This window comes from Ferrimonas kyonanensis DSM 18153 (assembly GCF_000425405.1).
Lineage (GTDB): Bacteria > Pseudomonadota > Gammaproteobacteria > Enterobacterales > Shewanellaceae > Ferrimonas > Ferrimonas kyonanensis.
The window spans coordinates 110,999-129,935 of record NZ_AUDJ01000011.1; the positions used below are offsets into that span (position 1 = coordinate 110,999).

Consider the following 18,937-nt stretch of genomic DNA (forward strand, 5'->3'; position numbering starts at 1 on the left):
CCGACACGCCTCCTCGGTGAGAGCTGAGTCACACTGAGTTACCCTGATCTAACGAAAAATAGAGTATTTGCTCTATATTTGTTGAAAAATTGATGTAAGACAAGAAATCGGAGTCTATTCAGGCGTAATTTAAATATGAAGCATTGGTGATTTGGTAACTGAAACAGTCGATATAAAGGTTAGCGTAACGAGATTGCATTAGTGATATTTAACCGTTTATTTTTTTAGCCTGGCTAGAAAAAAACACAATAACTAAATTCGATAGGTTGGCCGTCGCAGGTAACTCTGCGCCCACGATTTATTTAATCTAAAAGTATTCAGCACTCTATTCTGAATACCCGGTTGTGGGCGACACTCAGAGTTATTACCAGGCCAGTCGCAATTATTATAAATGGAGATAGTGTATTATGGGTTTCTTTTATGAAGTCCCCGGACTCATGGGCTGGGCCATCGGCCTGGGCGTACTCATCGCCCTGATGGCCTTCAATGAATTCGGTCGTACCACCATGTGGGGCGGCATCCTGCTGTATCTTATCATGCCCATCGGGCTGACCATCTTTGTATGGCCAACCACCGCAGCGCCGGGTAACGAATACGGCACGGGTAACTGGTTCAACTGGGTGAAAACCTATTCTGCACTGGCTGGCTGCCTTGGCTTTATGGCAATACGTTACAGCCCTAAGCTAGCCAAGAATAAATATGCACTGGCCTTCCCCGCTTTTATTCTGGCACTGAATATTTTTGAAGCCTGTCTGCGTGATTTCCAGGTTTACAGCTATGGTGCCTGGGATGGACAGGTTATCGATAACCTATGGTTAATGTCCGGTTCATGGAACATCATGAATGGTATCGCTGGCCTGCTTAATATCATTACCATCTGCGGCTGGACCGGTATTATGATCTCCAAGGACAAATCCAAAGATATGGTTTGGCCTGATATGATCTGGCCCTGGATTATTGCCTATGACCTGTGGAACTTTGCCTACACCTACAACTGCATCACCGACCACTCTTTCTACTGTGGCGTGATCTTACTGTTGTCCTGCACCATTCCGGCCTTCTTCATCAAGAAGGGCGCCTGGCTGCAACACCGGGCCGCGACTCTGGCGCTGTGGATCATGTTTGTCATGTCCGTGCCCTCCTTTGCGGATCGCATTGCACCGGTACCGGCTACCCGGGACCCAGATGCCTTCTTCGCCGCCAGCTTCGTCGCCCTGGCCGCCAACGTGGCGCTGTTTGTCTACCAGTTCTACAAGATCCGCAAGCACAAGCTGAACCCGCTGAAAGACGAGATCTTCTCCGATACCGCCCCGTACAAACTGGTGGTTGAAGAGAACAAATAGTTCATCATCCTGCAAGACCCCTAACAGGCACGGTATGGCACCCATACCGTGCCTTTTTTTGTCTCTGACTGCTTCAGCGACCCTCCTAGGCCGAGCAGAGCAGCGCATCCAGATGGGCAATGGCCGCAACCAGCGCGGGCTGCGAGCCCGCAAAGGTCTGTTCGGCCATCGGCGCCACCGCCACCTTGGTCGGCAATGGTTGACCCGCGTCCAGCAGCGCTTGCAGCTTAGGCAGATAGATAAACTGCAACCATTGCGGAAAAGACAGGGTATCAATGGCGAAGGGCTGGGTACTGGCCAGCGCCTCGGCCGACACCGGCGTCTGTTGCCATAACTGCGCTTGCTGCAGGGCCTGTTGCAATCTCAGCAGCCCGTGCTGCACCTCATTCTCGCGGCTCATCTCTCACTCCCAGGGAACAAATGGGGCCAAATCATACCATCGGGCAAGCCTTGGCCCTATAATACGCGGCTAGTTTGCACAGCGATTCGTGCCTCAGATAAGCGATCATCATGACCATGGAAAACATCAATACTCTGCATCAGTTCCTGCAAGCCGCCGGAGTTCAGTATCAGGTCTTCGATATGGGCCGCCGCGTCACGCCCATCGATCCCATCGAATTTGCGCAGATCGAAGCGATGACCACGCCCTACCCCTACCCCAGAAACGGCCACGCCTGGTTGGGGATCCTGTTCTGGAATCCACAGGAATCGCAGCAGCACTTTATCTGGTTTCTGAAGTTACCGGTGGATGAACAGGGCCTGCTCAACCCCGCCGCCCGCAGCCAGTTTCTGCAAACCGTGGTCGACGGTCTGGGTCGGGACCCCACCGCCCCCATGACCGAGGCGCAGCAGGAGGGGCTCAAGAGTAACCCTTTCATCTTTGCACCAGGTCAGGAAAAACTGGCGGTGTTCCATGCCCGGGTCAACCTGCAACTGGCGCGGCCGGCTTCCATCTATTTCGAACACTGCCAGAGTTACCTCAAGGGTCAGATGGGCTGGGACAACTGGCAGCAGGTCGGGCTGCAGGGACTGGCAGACATCCTGGCCCGGCTCACCGAGCAGCAAGCCCGGCATGAGTTACCCACCGCCATCGGCCAGATGCCACCACAGCCACTGGCGGCCCTGGCTTCTGTGGCCGAGAACTTTCCTTGTGGAGAGGCGATGGCCGACGCCTGGTTGCACCTGATGCAAGATGGCAGCAACGACGCCATTAACCAGATGGTCTTGCGTGGCCTGGCGGGGGCCGATCAGGCGCTGGCCAAAGCCATCGACCTGGCCCTGCCCCACGCCAGCGCCGATACCCTGGTGGTGATCGCCGCTCGCTGCTGGGGACCTCTGGCTGAACCCCAACGAATGATGGCCTACCTGGAACGACTGGCGACCGAGGACAAAGAACTGTTCGTTGCCCTTTACTCTGACCTGGTTTCCATGCCAAGTTTACGACAACAGGTATTGACCGCCATTCGCACCCCACAGCGTTCGACGCAGTTGGCGGCCGCCATCGGTCATCTCATGCAATTAGTCAGGGCTTAATCAATGCTAAATCTCACCGATCTCATTCTCGGCCTGCTGGTATGTGGCATTGCCGCCGTATTCTGGCAGCTCAGGCAGATCTCTGAAATTGCGGAGTTCCATGTGAAGCGGGTATGTCAGAAACGCCGGCTACAGTGGGTCAGCACCGCCCGGGTTCAGGCCCGGCTGGGATTCATCCCTGGCCAGGGGCTGGGCTGGAATACCCGCTATCAATGTGAATTTTCCACCGACGGCATCAACCGACTGCACGCCATCGTGGTGCTCAGTGGCAAGAAACTGAAAGACGTTGAGATGCCCCTGTACCCGGAGCCGGAGTGGCAACAGGCCCCCGAGAGCAAAGGCCGCATCGGCGGCTGCGGTGGCGGCGGCGGTGCCAGCAGCTGCTCTCCCCGTTCCGGCGGTTGCTCCAGCGGCTGCAAGTAGACCCGGGTTGCCACACCAAAAACCACCGCACGCGGTGGTTTTTTATTGCCTAGCCTACGAGTCAATTGCCCGGAAAAGCGCGGTTGTGGGTGCAGGGTGCCGACAGGGACGCACAAAAAAGCCTGGCATTCGAGCCAGGCCGTTTGTCACTTGCCGGTGCCAGCACCCACAAGCAGAAATAGAACGGGGCGCCACGAGTGCGCCCCTAGATATTACACGCTAAGCAATCCTGCTATAATTGGTGCTCCCTGCATCATCCTTGCGTACTGCTGCTTCCTGCGGTCTTCCTTGCGCTGATCCTTCAGCTTCCTTGTACTACTGTACTGTCGTCCTTAACACGATAACATCCTGTTATCGAACTCATCTCCATCCTGGAGGTGTCCTGATCCATCCATGGGAATCTGCAATCCTGGCAGAGTAAGCGCCCTTCTCAAGTCTCACCATCCTAGTGATGTCTGATCCGTTTGCTTTCACCGAACTCGTGTATGGCAACCTCCTGTCACGCATCACTAATTCAGTTCCTAGCCGTTTCCCTTGGCACAACTAAAGTCTACTCAGATCACAGAACTAAACAAGGCATTTTCGCACCATACTGAAGCCGAAACTCAAGATTTCACATTGCGAAAGTCTGACTGAAATACCACTTAATTCATGAGCTTAAATGAAAACACCTGTTCGAATTTCGTCAATCTTCGGCCCTTTATCCTACACGCTTGTAAGAGATCTCGCACAAAGGCGATCAGCAAGACTGGGCCAATTCATCCTCACCCGTCTGGGTGCAGTACATTAATTGGCCGCTTACGTCAGCCACGGTCACTTTCTGAAGTCGCTTGAAACCTTTTTGTTCAAACAGAGCTTCGTGTTCCTGCTGAGACACAAACACCGCCAAGCCATCCACTTCGTGATCGGCCATCAGTTCGATCAGAGACTGCACCACCTGCGCCCCCAACCCTTTACGTTGATGCTGCGGGTGTACCGCAATCAGCTGCAGCAACCAATAGTTGTCGGTGGGCAGCAACCGCTTCAGTTCATCTTCACGCTCAATCCAGTTGCGGGTTGGCGTCCAGCCGGTACCCAAGGCCATTTTCAGGCGCCAGTACCAGTAGCGGCTCTCGCCCTGGGGATACTCTTTATCCACCACACAGGCGACGCCCACCAGCACATCTTCCAGGTAAAAACCGATCACCTTCTGCTGGTGATGCCACAACTCATTCAACTCTTCGCGCATGGCGGCCCGCAGCTTCTGGCCATAGCTTTGTCGACCGAAAGCCTGCTGAAAAAACAGATCATCGTGGTAGGCGTTGTACAACAGCGACGCCGCCACCCTTAACTCTTCTGCCGTCAGATACACCGCTTTTACGGCACTCACTTGCTCACTCTGCATCCATCCTCTCCCAACAAATGCATCATCGCTCACCTCGGCCTCCACTCCGCATCAGGTCATGCCAGGCCACGCCTCGATTCGTCGCCGTTATGACGGAGTGAAGAGCACCAATGACTCTACTAGTTATAAACCCTCCTTTGATAACACAAGATGAGGGATTGGGATACCCCAACCAAAGCACGAGCGAATCCGAATGACGACAATTTAGCGGGTCGGCGCTCGCCGAAGCCGGTTTTGGCCAACTACACTTCATCACACAACGATTTGGGAGCCGTTAATCATGGACACCACTCAAGCCACCCTGCCCCACCTGTTTGAGCAGTTGGGACTGCCCAGCAGCGAGCAAGCCATCAATCAGTTTATTCAGGCCCACCCCCTGGATCGAGCCACGCCCCTGGAGCAAGCGCCGTTCTGGACCGCAGCCCAATCAAGCTTTCTCAGTGAAGAGCGCAATCGCGATGCCCAGTGGAGCGAAGTTATCGATACCCTGGATACCCTGCTGCATAAATAGGCCAGCACAACGACAGGCGCCGGCACGAGGCCGGCGCATTAATACATACAAGCCGTGCTTAGATGGCGTTGTGGTAGGCCTTATCCCCCCAGCCAACCACCTTGCCCTGCTCCAGCACCACCGCCGTGCACTCCTCTTTGGTGGTCTTGCCATCCCCCTTGGTGCGGTGGGTACGATAGAACAGCACCTGCACGTCCTTATCGTCCTGACGATAAAACTCATTAAATTCTGCCGTCCCCAACAGTGCCACCACCTGGTCAACACTCATGCCCGGGCTCAGCTGTGACAGCTTCTTGCGATTCTCTTTCTCCAGCTTAGCCCAGTGACTGCTGGAATCGCTGTCCCAGCTGTCTGACTCCCAGCCGTCACCGCCAACGGCTACCACACAACCACTCAAACCGAACGCCGCCGCCACGACCATGGGCAACAAAACTTTAGATTGCATCTCTGTCTCCTTGAGGAATGATCAGTACCACCTACTAGGAGCAAGTCCTTTGCCAACTATTTAACCAATTGAAAACAAACGGGTAATCAATTTTAACTTGTGGTGGAGTGATAAAATCCGCCACACTGTTGGCTAAAATCACTAACAGTTAGGCTGACCCAACAGGTTGAGGAGGCCCTTATGGATTCCCAGATACAACAGGCACTTGGCCGCCTGCATCGACAGGGGCAAACGGTGTCTCTGGCCACCCTCAAAGGCCAGTTAAGCGGCAGCTACCCGATGCCGGTGTTGATTCAGGCCATCAAACACTACAAGCAGAATCCGGACTCGGTGCTGCAGCTGTCGCCCGAGGTCACTGATGTGCCCCCCGTTGCCGAGCCGGACGATCGCCTCGCCCGGCTGGAACGCCAGATCCAGGCGTTAACCGCCCGAATCGAACAGCTGGAGGCCGAGCGGCGCTAACTCAGCGGATGGCGCTGGAGCCAACGACCGTAATGAATCAGGCCAGCGGTGGTCACCAAGCCCACCGCGGCCATCAGATACCACACCAGCCCCACCTGGCCGGATTGATACAGCTGCTCGGTCAGCACCGAGGCGCTGAGTCCGGTCTGCTGCTGCAGATGCTGAAAATACTCCCCCTGAGGAATACCACTGAGCTGCGCCGCCGTCATGCCATGCTGAGCCAGTGCCTCCCTTGCCAGCGTCTCCTTGGCCCCCCAGGCATCGTAAACCCGTGGCCCGATGATCGACTCCGCCACCCAGCCAATACCATAGGGCAGCTCTTTAAACCCCAGATACATCGCCTTTTTGTCATCGGGCGCCAGATTGCCGATGAACTTGGAGGAGGTGGGGCTGGCCAGCATCTCGCCGGAGGAGAACACCAGCACCGCCAGCACGATGATCCAGGCGTAGGTGGACAGCCCCAGGGTCAGCAGTCCCAACGAACATAACAGGGTGCCAGTTACCAGCGACGGCACCGTACCGATGCGGCCGGCCACCGCCGCATACAGGAAGCACACCAGCATGATCATGCCAAAGTTGATGTTCATGATCCCCTCCGGCAACACCGCCAGGGTATCGGGGTCGATGGCCAGAATGGCCTGCATCAGCGCTCCTGGCTCGGCCCCACCAAACAGGCTGGTCACCAGGGTGCGGGTGTCGACCCAATCTCGAATGTACACCGGCAGCACGTCGAACAGGGCCATGAACATAAACCAGAAGCCGGAGAACAGCAGGGTGTACCTCAGCAGGTGGGGTTGTCGAATCTCCCGCCAGGCGCTGCGCCACATGCCGCTCTGATGCGACACCGCCCGTCGCTGCGCCTTACCCGGTTCCCGGTAGGTCAGCAGCAACAGGAAATTAAGGCTGATGATGGCCGCACAGGCAAAGAACAATTTATCCCAGGCCAGGATTCGCATCTGAGCCGCTAAAATCGGCCCCAACCAGCCGCCAATGTTGACCATCTGGTAAAACAGGCCCCAGGCCATGGCCGAGTTCTCCCGGGTCGAGCACTTAACCAGGGTGCCCTGAATGCCGGGTTTAAAGATGCCGGTGCCAAACGCCAGGGTCGCCGCCCCCAGCAAAAAGCCCCAGAACGACGGGAACAACGCCATGAGCAGATAAGCCGCAATCTTAATCACCGTCGACAGGGCGATGGTTTCCTTGTAGCCGATGCGATCGGCGGTGGCACCGAAGAACACCGGCACAAAGGACTGAAACAGGGCCCAGGCCAGCAAAATCCAGCTGAAGTCGGTCATGGTCAGGCCAAGGCCGCCGGCGGATTGCGCATCGGTGGCATAGATACTGGCGGTGGTTTTGACGCCATAGAAGGCCAGTCGCTCCACCAGTTCCATACCACCGACCACCCAGAATACGTAACCGAGACTGGCGATGGCGGCACCGATCCCCAGTTTACTGGCGTCGTTCCAGCCACCTGAAGCGGGTTGGGTCATCCTTGAACTCTCATATTTTAGAATAAAGTATACAACCTAGCGATTGCGGCCCCCAGGTACAAGCTTGCCGTCACCGCCAACGCCGTTATAATGGCCGCCCCAACCCAACCGGAGTCCCTCATGTACTTGGTAGAACTGCGTTTCGAATGCTTTGATGACACCACCCTGTCTCAGGTGGAGTACGCCATCAATCAGCTGGTGGAAGCCTGGCGCGCCAATGGCCAGATCCTGGGAAAAGAGTTCCCGGTGATGCAGAACCAGGCCGAGTTTCGACTGCGGGCCCTGTGCCCGGAAGAGGACAGCCTGCATCCGAGGTTTCACTCCGACTGGGTCAAACAACGGCTGGATAAGTTGGCCGATGCCAGCCTGACCCGCCCCCGCCTCAAAGTGCTGGGGCGCGACATCAACAGCGAAGCCAGCTCACCGGTGCTGCCCACTAACTGGCAACTGCTGTACACCACCTACGTGCACACCTGCTCACCGCTGCGGGATGGTGAAACCATGATGCCGGTGCCCCTTTACCGGTTGCCGGCAACCTTTAACGGCGACCATAAGGCACTGATTAAATGGCAGAGTGAATGGCAAGCCTGCGATGAGTTGCAGATGGCTGGCAGTGGCGCGGTCGAGTTTGCCGCCCTGGACGAGATCAACCAGGTGGACAGCGCCCTGTTCCGCCGCGGCTGGGATCTCCGCGGTCGCATCGAGTACCTGACCCAGGTCCCCACCTATTACTACCTGTACCGGGTCGGCGGTGCCAACCTGGAGCAGGAGAAGGCACGCCCCTGCCCCCGCTGCGGCAATCCGGACTGGTACCTGGGCGAAACCATCCACGATCTGTTTCACTTCGTCTGCCACGACTGTCGACTGGTGTCCAACCTGTCCTGGGACCTGATTTGAGCCGGCATTAGACTAAAGTCTAAAGGCGAAACGCCTCAATCCTTTCATACTGGCGATTCGGCTTCGATAAACGAAGCCTTTCAACTCCCAATCAAAGAGCTTTCGGCGCGGCCGAAGCCCGAGCCATTTTCTGGGCTCCAACGTCTTTGTGCTGTGTCGTCTCCCGCGCCGTCACTCTCGCCACTCGAAGCGAAGGAGACGCACCATGATCTATGCCAAACCCGGCAGCACCGATGCCCTGTTCAACTTTAAGCCACGCTACGCCAACTTCATCGGCGGCCAGTGGGTCGAACCCAGCCAGGGCCGCTATTTTGCCAACACCAGCCCGGTGGACGGCTCCACCATCTGCGACATCCCCCAGTCCTGCGCCGCCGACATTGAACTGGCGCTGGACGCCGCCCATCAGGCACAACCGCTGTGGGGTGCCACCCCGGCTGCCGAGCGGGCCAACCTGCTGCTGAAAATTGCCGATCGCATCGAGGCCTACAGCCAGACCCTGGCGTTGGTAGAAACCTGGGACAACGGCAAACCGATTCGCGAAACCCTGGCCGCCGATCTGCCGCTGTGCGTCGATCACTTTCGCTACTTCGCCGGCGCCCTGCGCGCTCAGGAAGGCAGCATCGGTCAACTGGACGCCAATACCAACGCCTATCACTACCACGAGCCCATCGGCGTGGTCGGCCAGATCATCCCCTGGAACTTCCCGCTGCTGATGGCGGCCTGGAAACTGGCACCGGCGCTGGCCGCCGGCTGCTGCGTGGTGCTCAAGCCCGCCGAGCAAACCCCGGCCAGCATCCTGGTGCTGATGGAAACCCTGCAGGACCTGCTGCCCGCCGGCATCATCAACGTGGTTAATGGCTACGGCCACGAAGCCGGTCAGGCCCTGGCCAGCTCCAAGCGGATTCGAAAACTGGCCTTTACCGGCTCCACCGAGGTCGGCCGCCACATCATGCACCAGGGCGCCGACAACCTGATTCCAGTAACCCTGGAGTTGGGCGGCAAGTCCCCCAACATCTACTTCGAAGACATTCTGGATCAGGACGACGCCTACATCGACAAGTGCGTCGAAGGGCTGCTGCTGGGCTTTTTCAATCAAGGCGAGGTCTGCACCTGCCCTTCTCGGGCACTGGTGCACGAGGCCATCTACGACCGCTTCATTGAACGGGTGATCGCGCGTGCCAAGGCCATCAAGCAGGGCAACCCACTGGACACCGACACCCAGGTCGGGGCCCAGGCCTCTCAGGAGCAGTTTGATAAGATCATGAGTTATATGGAGGTGGCCCGGGCCGAGGGTGCCGAGTTCCTCATCGGAGGACAAGCCAGCCAACCTGCAGGCGTGGAATCCGGCTTCTACGTGCAGCCGACCCTGCTTAAGGGTCACAACAACATGCGGGTATTCCAGGAGGAGATCTTCGGCCCGACCCTGGGGATCACCACCTTCAAAGACGAAGCCGAAGCACTGGCCATTGCCAACGACACCAGTTACGGCCTGGGCGCTGGCATCTGGACCATGAATCAGAACCGAGCCTTTCGAGTCGGTCGTGCCATCGAGGCCGGGCGGGTGTGGGTCAACTGCTACCACCTCTATCCCGCCCACGCCGCCTTCGGCGGCTATAAGCAATCGGGCATGGGCCGGGAAACCCACAAGATGGCCCTTGGCAACTACCAGCAAACCAAAAACCTGCTAGTGAGTTACGATCCCAACCCGCTGGGCTTCTTCTAAGCCCTGCCACACAAACGGCCTCCTTCGAGGCCGTTGGTACAACCTTGTTGGTTCCATGCCGCCCGGTCCCCCATCATCAATGCCTGTTGATGGCCCAACCGGTATCGCCTGCCGCTACTGTCCGGCTCTTTGCGGGCACAAAAACAACGCCACCGATTGTTGAACGTAGTCAGCAATGACCGCCTGAGATGGTGGCGCCGTTCCCAGCAAGGCTTCATGAAAGAAATTGGCCCGCATCAAGCCCAAAAACTGTGCGGCCGCAATGTCTGAATCGGCAATGTCGATATGCCCTCTCTCGGCATAATCATTAAGAAACTCACCCAGTTGGCTGTGCAAACGCCGAGGTCCCTGGGCCATAAACAGCTCGGCCAGTTCGACATCCTCTCTGGAGGCATCACTCATCACCCGATACATGTTGATGAAGTCCTGACGGTAAAACATGTTGATGTAGTCTTTACCAAATTGAATCAGCTTTGGCTCTAAGCTCTCTGCGGACCCAGCCTCAAACTGAAACAGCACCCCGGTCATTTCAACTTGTTGTTGAATCACCTGCTGCAGCAACCCTTTCTTATTACCAAAGTAGCGATAGAGGGTTTCTTTAGACCCTCCGCACAACTCCAATATCTGGCTCATGCTGGTCTGACTAAACCCTTGTTTAAAAAATAGCTCTCTGGCAATAGTCAGAATCTTATCTCGCTTCTCTTTTGAGGATGGTCGCATCTATTGGGGCCTTCAGGACTGGGAGAACAGAGCCTAAACACAAGGTAGGCGTTGCCATTCTAAGGACAAGCCCCCGCACCATCAAGGCATTCTCCGCAAGCCAGCGTTGAAGCGATCAATCCCTGCCGCAACCCGAAAAATGCCGACATGCCCGCCCAGGAACAAACAACCGATGCCGCAGGGCATCGGTTGTTTCCATCAGGCACTCACGCACTCCTCTCTTAATCTCGTCTCTGATTAAGGGGTGGTGTGGCAACTGACGCAGGCGTACGGCTCAGGGAACTGCTCATCGGTATGCCACAGGGAGTTGGATGAGGTCAGCTGCTCATCCGCATAGCCCTCGCCATTACCCGCAGCATCATGAGGTTTCACTAGCAATGCCGCCGCGTTCGCACAAGGCCCGGCTTCGCCGTCAGGGCAGGTCAATTGAGACAACCGGTATTTGTTACTGGCGGTTCCGTGATTGATCATCGCCTTGTCTTGAGAATGGCACCAGCTGCAACGGGCGGTTTCACCATGGCCAGGAGTCGCACCGTTACTGCCATGGCACGACGCACAGTAATGGGGCTGAAGGTTGGCTGGCAGAATCGGGGAGTCTCCCTGCAAATGGGTTCGTTCCAGGGCGTGACATTGAGAGCAGTCGGCAATTTTCCAGCCAAAGTGGCTGTCTGTCAGCGGCTTGATGGCATCGCGAGAATCGTACACCTCCTGTTTGCCATCGCCAACGACATTGGGCTGCGGCGTTCCCCACAGTCCGGGCATGATGTTGTGCCACTGCAGCTGCACCATCTCAGGCGTGGCATTCAACACCCAATGATCCGACATCTGGTGAATTTTGTTGCCGCCAAATACGTCGTTCCAGTCCGCCTGACAGATCTTGGCCTTATCAAGATCCATCTCCCCTAACCAGGGGCAGAATGTTCCATCTTTATTCTCCAGAATCGTCTCTAATGGCACTTCCACTTTACCGATGGAGCCGAAGAAAAAGTCCCGCTCTGAGGCAATTTCACCCACTTGATAGGCCCAGCCATACAGGCCGTTGGCAGCGCGGCCCTCAAACTGAGTGACCGCAAACGCATTCACCCTGGCATTGGTCGACAAAGTCGGCCAATAAGTAAATTCCAGATTAAAACCGTAGTCATAGTGCAGCGTCATGAAAAAGTCAGCCAGCGTGTATACGTCTTTTTGGAACAGATCATCACGAATGTTGAAGTGCCTGACTTTAATATCTTTGGCCAGAGTCACATAGCCACGGCCATCCTTGAGATTGACCTGAAATTCAGGAATGATCAACGCACCGCCATCCCGGGCACGGCGCGCTACCTGCTGCCGCTGCAACTGTTCCCGCCGCTGAGTCATGGCACTGGAATGAGACTCGAATCGAATCTCCGTGCCATACGCCACAATCAACTCATCCGCCGGCCGGTAATGAGCCTCCAGTTCCACCGGGCCAATCTCTCGCTTCAATTCACTGGCATAGCCCCATCTTGGATACCAGTCCGGGCTGCGATAGTTGTCTGCCCCATCACCTTCGGCACTGAACTGACCATCACCATTCACATCCCAAGACACCAGGAATTTGTGAGTGCCGATGGATTCATCAAATCCAGTCAGCTCAATCTGAAAGTCATCACGAATATCACTGACGTACATCATCACGTCCAGCAGTGAATAATTTCCTGCGACAAAAATATCCGGCCTCAACGGCTGCGGCCGAGCTTGTTTTAATTTTTCCGCCGCCACGGTAACAATGTATTTGCGGTCATCCAGCGTCGAGCTGGACTTATTGTCTGCAGTACAAAACTCAGGGTGCGCTTCTCCACAGGGAAACCACGGTCCCAAATACACAGTGACCTCACCCTCCAGGCTGGATTGGTTATTGACCTGCAGTTGAAGGTTGTCGTATTGAACCTCTGGTGGTTCAGTTGGGGGTACGGCCACAGTCTCATCGTCTGAGTCACACCCGCTTATCAGTGCTCCAAGCAGCAACATTGGCAGCCACTTGAAAGGTTTTAATATTGTCATCGGTACCCTACCTCTTCATTTCATCTCTGCCTTTTCAGGTCACTCTGAAAAGCCATCATTTCCCTGTGGTATTTATCACCAGCACGGTAAAGAAATGCTCCTATAACTCCCGGTCGAGAATCTGTGTCGAAATGTATAGAGATTTAGCGCAAGCCTAAAAAGGGTGATCGGCATTGGAATTCAAAGCCTGCAAAACCGGCTTGGCTGCATCGTAATTCGCCACGCGATATAGATTCGATGCCCTAAGGTTTGAGCATCACTCTGCCATCAACGTCAGAAAATCAATCTGTTCCGGTATAGATGAGAAACGAGATGAACCCGGTTTTTCGCACCAATTTTGTCTTTCAATGTATCGATGTGATACATCACGCCCCTTTCGGTCATAAAGAGAGAATCGGATATCGACTTCGTGGTTTCTCCCTTTGAAAGCAGCTCAATGATTTTTAAAGACTTAGCGCCTATTACTGAAAAATTAATATAGGGATTTATCTCATCGGCATGACATCGGAACAGATCCTCACTGCAGGCTTTTAATTGATGCGATACTTCTGGCAATCCAAGTCGTCTCTGCAATTCAGACTGCTGGTAACTCGAATACAGTGTAAACACGGCGACCCAGTGAGGCATGACGTCCAACTCCATGACCACCAACACCTTGGCGCCGACGCCGAACTGCCCCCAATAGTTGGTGCACGACTGGCGCTTCACACATTGAAAGGCGGAGCAGCCCACGACTCGGTCACCGGCCTCGCTGCGTGAGGTAAACGGCAGCAAGTGCTGACATCGCTTCCTGAACCTCAGGGTATAATCTGAATTGCAGATGCTCCTTGCAGGTTGTCTTATGCAAGACTCTTTCGGGCGACGCCCCAGTTCCCCTCCGACTTCCAGCCACTCCTTGTCATAGAGGTAATAATCAATAAAGCGCAGCCCGAGCTGTGGCAGTGCTTTGGCCAACCTCTCAAGCCGCTCCTTGCCTTCCAAGACTGCCACCTCTCCAGAAAGTGCCATCGACACACGGCCAATGCCTATCCCAGTATTCATATCCCCTCCTTTACCGCGGAGCTCTTCTCTCCCTCGCCAATGACAAAGCCCTCATCACCTGAAGTGAAGAAATTTTGAGTCTGGTTACACGGCCATTAACGAACCGTACCGTACGGTACGATAAATGGAGAATCATAAGCAACGATCGCTAAGATCCTGGGCCCTCATTTGCGATCAACATCAACTTTGTCTCAGTAAAGCCAGGACAGCAGAGTAACTCCTATCCGGTATCAGCCCCGTTCCCGGGCTAACAGTCCCGGGCCCGACCCTGTCGCCACCAACCGAATCGGCCCGGAGGAATCCCCCGGGCCGAACCTGAATACCGCCAATCCAATACAGCCGTTACCAGCCCATATGATAATAGGCCCAGATTCGCTCAACATTCATAGGCAACCACTGTTCGTAGTATTGCCATTGTTGGTACTTAGGCAGTTTGATGTGCTGCCTTAACGCATCAGGACTATGCACACCGGAGTCCATGGCTTGCTTCACCGCAGCCATCAAGTCTTCGATGTAGACTCGCTGCTCCTTAATCACCGAAGCCGGATCTATGGCGGGCTGATCCTGAGGCCCGTGAGCCGAAATCACATAGGCTAAATCCATGCGTTCAATCTCCTTCAGGGAACGCACCCACTCATCGGGCCAGAAATCCGGCATTCCCCGGAATGCCACTCTTCTGGGGGTGACAATATCGACGATAAACGCAATATTCTCTTCGGGAAAATGAGTCACAATCAGGCTATTACCATGATTAGGTCCGAAATACCTCAGTTCCAGCGTCCGGCCTCCCAGGGTCAGTGTGTAGCTGTCTTCAAAGGTGATATCAGGCAGTGGCAACACCGGACTTGGGTGGTCCGCTAACTCAGCCAACACATTTTTATGCCCGATAAATTGGGCGCCTTGATCCTTGAAGATGGTGCCACCGGAAATGTGATCATGGTGATTGTGGCTGTAAATGACGTACTTCACCGGCTTGGTGGTGACCTTACGAATTTCAGACTGCAGCAACTGTGCCGCCTTGGGGTTCAGTGGATCCGACACAATTACCCCCTCGTCGGTCACCAGAAAGAAGTTTCGATACACCCACCAGCGAAACACATACAAGCCATTACCGATATGCTTAACACTGTGACCGAACTCTTTTCCTCCCATGGGTTCCTGAGTCGGGAAGGTGGCTGTGGCCATCGCCGTAGTGGACAGCAAAAGGCCAAAACAGATAAGGGCCGCTTGCGCTATTGATTTCATAACAGAGTTCTCCTTTAACTGAGGTATTTGCAACGCTCCTGCTGACGAGCGGTAACCAGGCAAATGGATAACAGGGATTTACGAGCGAGGTTTTACCGGCAACATTCGCGGCAACACATCCGCTTCCGGGGCATCGAAAACACGGTGCTTGATGGCGCCAGCAATGTGAGCCAACAGAGCCCCCATCAATCCCGATACCAAAATCAGGTGAGCTTGCTTCGCGACCTCAACCAGAGCAGGGTCTTTATCAACCAACAGTGGCAGTTTCACCAGTCCAAACACAATGACTGGAAAACCCGCGTAATTAGTCATCAGATAACCACTGAACGGTATGGCCAGCATAAAGAAATACAACGCCAGGGTAATGGTCTGGGAAAGTCGACGCTCCCAGGCCGCCAACACCTGAGGCAATTTCGGAGGACGTGAAATTCGGTGCCAAATCACTCGAGCTATGGCCAGTTGCATAAACACCACCCCAAGGGATTTATGCAGTCCCATCAGCGGCAAACGATTCGGATCACCACTCTCCAGGCTGACCATGTAGTTTCCTATGGCGACGAGCGCAATCAGCATCAGGGCCATGACCCAATGTAATCCCATCGCCAGAACGCCATACCTTTGTTTATCTATACGATTCGTCTTCATAAGCCACCTCTGCCTCAAATGGAACTGACACCGGTCCCCCGGTAACCATCACTAGCCCCAGCTTATTGTATCCATGAGGGTGGATATATAAGCTAAGGTTCACATCATTGTTCACCTATTGGAAACAACCATGCATACATTGGCGTTAATGGAGACTTTTACGGTGGTGGTGGAGTCCGGCAGTTTTACCGCCGCTGCTGAAAAGCTGAAACTGTCAAAGTCCTTTGTCAGTAAACAGGTGTCTCTATTGGAACAGGATCTGGGAACCCGATTGCTGCATCGAACCACCCGAACCCTGAGCTTGTCTGATGAGGGGAGCCAATTTTACCGCCACTGCCAACGGATCATGAAAGAAGCGGAGCTTGCCAGGGCGGAGATACTGGACAGCCAAAACGCCCCCAGAGGAAAAATCCGCATGACAATTCCTCAAAGTCTGATTATCTCCGGATTCAGTCAGCTATTGATTGCATTTCAACGCCAATACTCCGACATCGACCTCGACGTTATCGCCAGCGGCCGGGTAGAGAACCTGATCGAAGAAGGCATTGATCTGGCCATCAGAGTCGGGCAACTGGAAGACTCTAGCTTAGTATCGCGGCGGCTAGGCGAGTGTCGGTTTCAGGTTGTCGCCTCGCCAAGCTACCTTCAGGCTTGGGGGGAACCCACGCACCCATCGGACTTAATGAAACACAACTGCCTGCTCTACGGTGATTCGAAGTCGAGCAGAGGCTGGCAGTTTCGCAAACCCGATGGAGAGGCGTTAACAGTAAAGGTAACAGGGAAGCTAACCAGTAATGATGGAAACCTAATCGTGGAGGGTATGAGGCAGGGGCTGGGCATTGGATTTGGCCCCAGCTTCCTGTTTAAAGACCACATCGATAGCGGTGAGTTATGCCCGCTTCTGGGCGACTACTGTCAGCCCCCCAGCTCCATATCGGCTCTGTATCCACTCAACCGCACTCTGCCACGAAGGGTGAGAATTCTTATTGAGTATCTGGCCGCTCACCTCGCACTGGAGTAAACCCAAGGCTATCGGTATGGATTCTGCCACACAAACGGCCTCCTTCGAGGCCGTTTGTGGTGTCGCTCCTTTCCCCGATTACAGGAACGCCAGCACCGGCGAAATGCACAGCAAGATGCCGGTGCCGATAATCAGGTTGGTGCCCAGGCCCTTGTACTTGTGCAGATCCGGCACCCGGTGCACCAGGTACGCCGGGATCAGGCATCCCACCAGACCGAAGATCGGGCTGCAGATGGAAGTAAAGGAGAGAATTGGCGCATTCAACGCGATGGCACTCCAGGCCATCAGAATAATGAACACCACCACCACTTTATCCACCAGCTGCTGATTCACCTGCTCTTGGCTTCTGCTGCGCAGCAGCAGGTTCATCACCAGCCCCTTACAGGCTTCACGAAACGCCAGGAACACCCCAAAGAAAGAGGTGACGATGGCGAAGATGTTGATCACCACGCCGGTGATGGTCGCCCAGCTGCCGGGGAAGTAATGGGCAATGATCGCCAGCGCCGACACGTTGCGGTTCATGGCATCCACCGCCTGATCCTGGCTGATGGCCAGGGTGAACGACACCGCGAAGAAAAACACCACCACAAACAGAATTGCAAAGGCGATGGTCATCGCCCGCGACGCCTTGTACCGCGCCACCTCGATGGACTTTTCATGGGCGCGATAGGAGATCACCATCGGGCTCAGAGACTGAATAAACAAGATCGAGGTCAGGGTGAACGGCAGGGTAATGATGGCGTCTTTGAGCATCGGCACCATGTCGCCCACCGCAGGAATGTTGGCCAGGTCCCAGCGTGAGATCAACAGCACGCCCATCACCGCCACCAGCGACAACACGGTGACCGCCATGAAACCGGACAATTTAAACAGCAGCTTTTCCCCTTTGCTGCCGAGGTAAGACAACACACAAATCAGCCCCAGACCGTAAAACAGGTTGTCACTCAACAACCCTTCGGTCACCCCGAACGACTGCAGGTAGGAGGCGCTGTCATTGGTCACCGCCAGTGAATACACCAGCACCCAGATCACCAGCATCAGGAAATACAGTACCCCCAGGGCCACGCCCCAGTTCTTGCTGAGATACCCCGAGATCACCCCGGGGTAATCGGTGCATTGTTTGGATTCCGCCAAGGTATTGATGAACAGTTTCTGAAACAGGTACATGGCCGGATAGCCAATCACCGACGACAGCAGGAACACCCACAGCCCCATGATCCCCACCTGCACCGGCAGAAACACGATGCCGGCGCCGATGGCCATGCCGATACTCATGACGATCCAGCCAATATCCACGCTGTCGAACCGCGTGGCCTGCCGCCAATCCGATTCAGACATCCCTGCCTGTTCGTGGGCAGGCAGTCTCCCCTGCCCCAGTGTTGCCGTGTTTGTATTCATCAGTTGTGTCTCGTTGTTTTTGGATTTTATTCAAATTTATTTGAGAGATGCTATTTTCTCAACAATTTTTGCACGCTCGTTAACAAGGCTGAGACGAAACGCAGCAAAACCGCCAGAAAACGCGACAATGATCACGCTATTTGCGTGAAATCCCAGTCAAAACTCAAATTTATTTGATTTAATTGAGTGCTGAATTTACAGTTGACCGCAACAGTCACACTGATTTACTCAATTATTAAGGAAAGTCATGAAAACCCTTATTGATGCCGCCCAAGCCCCGAAAGCGATTGGCCCATACTCCCACGGTACCCGTTTCGAAAACTTGATCTTCACCTCAGGTCAGCTTCCGGTTGATCCACAAACCAACGCCGTGGTTTCCGGTGGTATCTCGGCACAGAGCCTGCAATCCCTGACCAACCTGAAAACCGTGCTGGAAACCGGCGGCGGCAGCATCGACACCGTGCTCAAGACCACCTGTTACCTGGCCAACATCGAAGACTTCCCGGCCTTCAATGCCGTCTACGCCGAAGTCTTCAACCGTGATTGCCCGGCTCGCAGCTGTTTCGCGGTCAAGGATCTGCCTCTGGGCGTACTGGTGGAAGTCGAAGCCATCGCCCACACAGCCTAAGCC

The 18,937-nt window shown here is 55.0% G+C and carries 19 protein-coding genes; 9 read left to right on the forward strand and 10 right to left on the reverse strand.

Translation table 11 applies throughout. The annotated features are described in order from the left end of the window. Positions 1–407 precede the first annotated feature (407 nt). A complete protein-coding gene (locus tag H598_RS0105285; RefSeq protein ID WP_028112082.1) occupies positions 408–1,343 on the forward strand; it encodes a DUF5692 family protein in 936 nt (311 codons plus the stop codon). A gap of 85 nt (positions 1,344–1,428) precedes the next feature. Here H598_RS0105285 and H598_RS0105290 read toward each other — a convergent pair whose 3' ends face one another. Beyond that, positions 1,429–1,743: a YqcC family protein gene (locus H598_RS0105290; RefSeq protein WP_028112083.1), complete on the reverse strand. Its 315-nt coding sequence runs from the start codon at positions 1,741–1,743 to the stop codon at positions 1,429–1,431. 110 nt (positions 1,744–1,853) lie between these two features. On the opposite strand from H598_RS0105290, the gene H598_RS0105295 reads away from it, so the two are divergent. Then, complete coding sequence (locus H598_RS0105295; RefSeq protein WP_084144338.1) at positions 1,854–2,876, forward strand: DUF3549 family protein; 1,023 nt, start codon at positions 1,854–1,856, stop codon at positions 2,874–2,876. 3 nt (positions 2,877–2,879) lie between these two features. Further along, entirely contained in the window at positions 2,880–3,299 is a 420-nt protein-coding gene (locus tag H598_RS0105300; RefSeq protein WP_028112085.1) for a DUF3301 domain-containing protein, read from the forward strand. 739 nt (positions 3,300–4,038) lie between these two features. Here H598_RS0105300 and H598_RS0105305 read toward each other — a convergent pair. After that, complete coding sequence (locus H598_RS0105305; protein WP_028112086.1) at positions 4,039–4,683, reverse strand: GNAT family N-acetyltransferase; 645 nt, start codon at positions 4,681–4,683, stop codon at positions 4,039–4,041. Positions 4,684–4,963: 280 nt separating this feature from the next. Here H598_RS0105305 and H598_RS0105310 point away from each other — a divergent pair, with 280 nt between their 5' ends. After that, entirely contained in the window at positions 4,964–5,194 is a 231-nt protein-coding gene (locus H598_RS0105310) for a DUF2789 domain-containing protein (RefSeq protein ID WP_028112087.1), read from the forward strand. 58 nt (positions 5,195–5,252) lie between these two features. Here H598_RS0105310 and H598_RS0105315 read toward each other — a convergent pair whose 3' ends face one another. After that, a complete protein-coding gene (locus tag H598_RS0105315; protein WP_028112088.1) occupies positions 5,253–5,639 on the reverse strand; it encodes a DUF3192 domain-containing protein in 387 nt (128 codons plus the stop codon). A gap of 180 nt (positions 5,640–5,819) precedes the next feature. Here H598_RS0105315 and H598_RS0105320 point away from each other — a divergent pair, with 180 nt between their 5' ends. Beyond that, complete coding sequence (locus H598_RS0105320) at positions 5,820–6,101, forward strand: hypothetical protein (RefSeq protein WP_028112089.1); 282 nt, start codon at positions 5,820–5,822, stop codon at positions 6,099–6,101. Here the strand turns inward: H598_RS0105320 and H598_RS0105325 are convergent. Further along, positions 6,098–7,591: an MFS transporter gene (locus H598_RS0105325; RefSeq protein ID WP_028112090.1), complete on the reverse strand. Its 1,494-nt coding sequence runs from the start codon at positions 7,589–7,591 to the stop codon at positions 6,098–6,100. The genes H598_RS0105320 and H598_RS0105325 overlap by 4 nt on opposite strands. Before the next feature lie 120 nt (positions 7,592–7,711). Between H598_RS0105325 and H598_RS0105330 the strand changes: the two genes are divergently transcribed. Together H598_RS0105330 and H598_RS0105335 are read left to right on the forward strand one after the other, a co-directional pair. After that, the gene (locus tag H598_RS0105330; protein WP_028112091.1) at positions 7,712–8,488 is read left to right on the forward strand and encodes a Zn-ribbon-containing protein; all 777 of its coding nucleotides are present in this window, start codon (positions 7,712–7,714) and stop codon (positions 8,486–8,488) included. 205 nt (positions 8,489–8,693) lie between these two features. Beyond that, positions 8,694–10,211: an aldehyde dehydrogenase family protein gene (locus tag H598_RS0105335; RefSeq protein ID WP_028112092.1), complete on the forward strand. Its 1,518-nt coding sequence runs from the start codon at positions 8,694–8,696 to the stop codon at positions 10,209–10,211. Positions 10,212–10,325: 114 nt separating this feature from the next. On the opposite strand, the gene H598_RS0105340 is transcribed toward H598_RS0105335, so the two are convergent. The 5 genes from H598_RS0105340 to H598_RS0105360 form a co-directional block, all read right to left on the reverse strand. Continuing rightward, on the reverse strand, positions 10,326–10,931 hold the full coding sequence (locus H598_RS0105340) for a TetR/AcrR family transcriptional regulator (protein ID WP_028112093.1): 606 nt from the start codon (positions 10,929–10,931) through the stop codon (positions 10,326–10,328). 237 nt (positions 10,932–11,168) lie between these two features. Further along, on the reverse strand, positions 11,169–12,872 hold the full coding sequence (locus tag H598_RS0105345) for a hypothetical protein (protein ID WP_028112094.1): 1,704 nt from the start codon (positions 12,870–12,872) through the stop codon (positions 11,169–11,171). Between the two features lie 357 nt (positions 12,873–13,229). Then, complete coding sequence (locus tag H598_RS0105350; protein WP_028112095.1) at positions 13,230–13,997, reverse strand: response regulator transcription factor; 768 nt, start codon at positions 13,995–13,997, stop codon at positions 13,230–13,232. Between the two features lie 342 nt (positions 13,998–14,339). After that, positions 14,340–15,242, reverse strand: a complete 903-nt coding sequence (locus H598_RS23405; protein WP_084144339.1) for an MBL fold metallo-hydrolase — start codon at positions 15,240–15,242, stop codon at positions 14,340–14,342. A gap of 78 nt (positions 15,243–15,320) precedes the next feature. Continuing rightward, a complete protein-coding gene (locus tag H598_RS0105360; RefSeq protein WP_035415450.1) occupies positions 15,321–15,887 on the reverse strand; it encodes a cytochrome b in 567 nt (188 codons plus the stop codon). A 130-nt stretch (positions 15,888–16,017) separates the two neighbouring features. On the opposite strand from H598_RS0105360, the gene H598_RS0105365 reads away from it, so the two are divergent. Beyond that, on the forward strand, positions 16,018–16,908 hold the full coding sequence (locus H598_RS0105365) for a LysR family transcriptional regulator (protein ID WP_028112097.1): 891 nt from the start codon (positions 16,018–16,020) through the stop codon (positions 16,906–16,908). A gap of 78 nt (positions 16,909–16,986) precedes the next feature. Here the strand turns inward: H598_RS0105365 and H598_RS0105370 are convergent, their stop codons facing one another. Then, a complete protein-coding gene (locus H598_RS0105370) occupies positions 16,987–18,246 on the reverse strand; it encodes an SLC5/6 family protein (RefSeq protein WP_425402351.1) in 1,260 nt (419 codons plus the stop codon). A gap of 307 nt (positions 18,247–18,553) precedes the next feature. Between H598_RS0105370 and H598_RS0105375 the strand changes: the two genes are divergently transcribed. After that, positions 18,554–18,934 (forward strand): Rid family detoxifying hydrolase, encoded by a 381-nt coding sequence (locus H598_RS0105375; protein WP_028112099.1) that lies wholly within the window; start codon positions 18,554–18,556, stop codon positions 18,932–18,934. The last annotated feature ends 3 nt before the right edge of the window (positions 18,935–18,937 follow it).

What these genes read in the sequence shown, in the direction of transcription:
- H598_RS0105285 (WP_028112082.1), top strand. Translation starts at nt 408, where the DNA reads ATGGGTTTCTTTTATGAAGTCCCCGGACTCATGGGCTGGGCCATCGGC.
- H598_RS0105290 (WP_028112083.1), bottom strand. Translation starts at nt 1,743, where the DNA reads ATGAGCCGCGAGAATGAGGTGCAGCACGGGCTGCTGAGATTGCAACAG.
- H598_RS0105295 (WP_084144338.1), top strand. Translation starts at nt 1,854, where the DNA reads ATGACCATGGAAAACATCAATACTCTGCATCAGTTCCTGCAAGCCGCC.
- H598_RS0105300 (WP_028112085.1), top strand. Translation starts at nt 2,880, where the DNA reads ATGCTAAATCTCACCGATCTCATTCTCGGCCTGCTGGTATGTGGCATT.
- H598_RS0105305 (WP_028112086.1), bottom strand. Translation starts at nt 4,683, where the DNA reads ATGCAGAGTGAGCAAGTGAGTGCCGTAAAAGCGGTGTATCTGACGGCA.
- H598_RS0105310 (WP_028112087.1), top strand. Translation starts at nt 4,964, where the DNA reads ATGGACACCACTCAAGCCACCCTGCCCCACCTGTTTGAGCAGTTGGGA.
- H598_RS0105315 (WP_028112088.1), bottom strand. Translation starts at nt 5,639, where the DNA reads ATGCAATCTAAAGTTTTGTTGCCCATGGTCGTGGCGGCGGCGTTCGGT.
- H598_RS0105320 (WP_028112089.1), top strand. Translation starts at nt 5,820, where the DNA reads ATGGATTCCCAGATACAACAGGCACTTGGCCGCCTGCATCGACAGGGG.
- H598_RS0105325 (WP_028112090.1), bottom strand. Translation starts at nt 7,591, where the DNA reads ATGACCCAACCCGCTTCAGGTGGCTGGAACGACGCCAGTAAACTGGGG.
- H598_RS0105330 (WP_028112091.1), top strand. Translation starts at nt 7,712, where the DNA reads ATGTACTTGGTAGAACTGCGTTTCGAATGCTTTGATGACACCACCCTG.
- H598_RS0105335 (WP_028112092.1), top strand. Translation starts at nt 8,694, where the DNA reads ATGATCTATGCCAAACCCGGCAGCACCGATGCCCTGTTCAACTTTAAG.
- H598_RS0105340 (WP_028112093.1), bottom strand. Translation starts at nt 10,931, where the DNA reads ATGCGACCATCCTCAAAAGAGAAGCGAGATAAGATTCTGACTATTGCC.
- H598_RS0105350 (WP_028112095.1), bottom strand. Translation starts at nt 13,997, where the DNA reads ATGAATACTGGGATAGGCATTGGCCGTGTGTCGATGGCACTTTCTGGA.
- H598_RS23405 (WP_084144339.1), bottom strand. Translation starts at nt 15,242, where the DNA reads ATGAAATCAATAGCGCAAGCGGCCCTTATCTGTTTTGGCCTTTTGCTG.
- H598_RS0105360 (WP_035415450.1), bottom strand. Translation starts at nt 15,887, where the DNA reads ATGAAGACGAATCGTATAGATAAACAAAGGTATGGCGTTCTGGCGATG.
- H598_RS0105365 (WP_028112097.1), top strand. Translation starts at nt 16,018, where the DNA reads ATGCATACATTGGCGTTAATGGAGACTTTTACGGTGGTGGTGGAGTCC.
- H598_RS0105370 (WP_425402351.1), bottom strand. Translation starts at nt 18,246, where the DNA reads ATGTCTGAATCGGATTGGCGGCAGGCCACGCGGTTCGACAGCGTGGAT.
- H598_RS0105375 (WP_028112099.1), top strand. Translation starts at nt 18,554, where the DNA reads ATGAAAACCCTTATTGATGCCGCCCAAGCCCCGAAAGCGATTGGCCCA.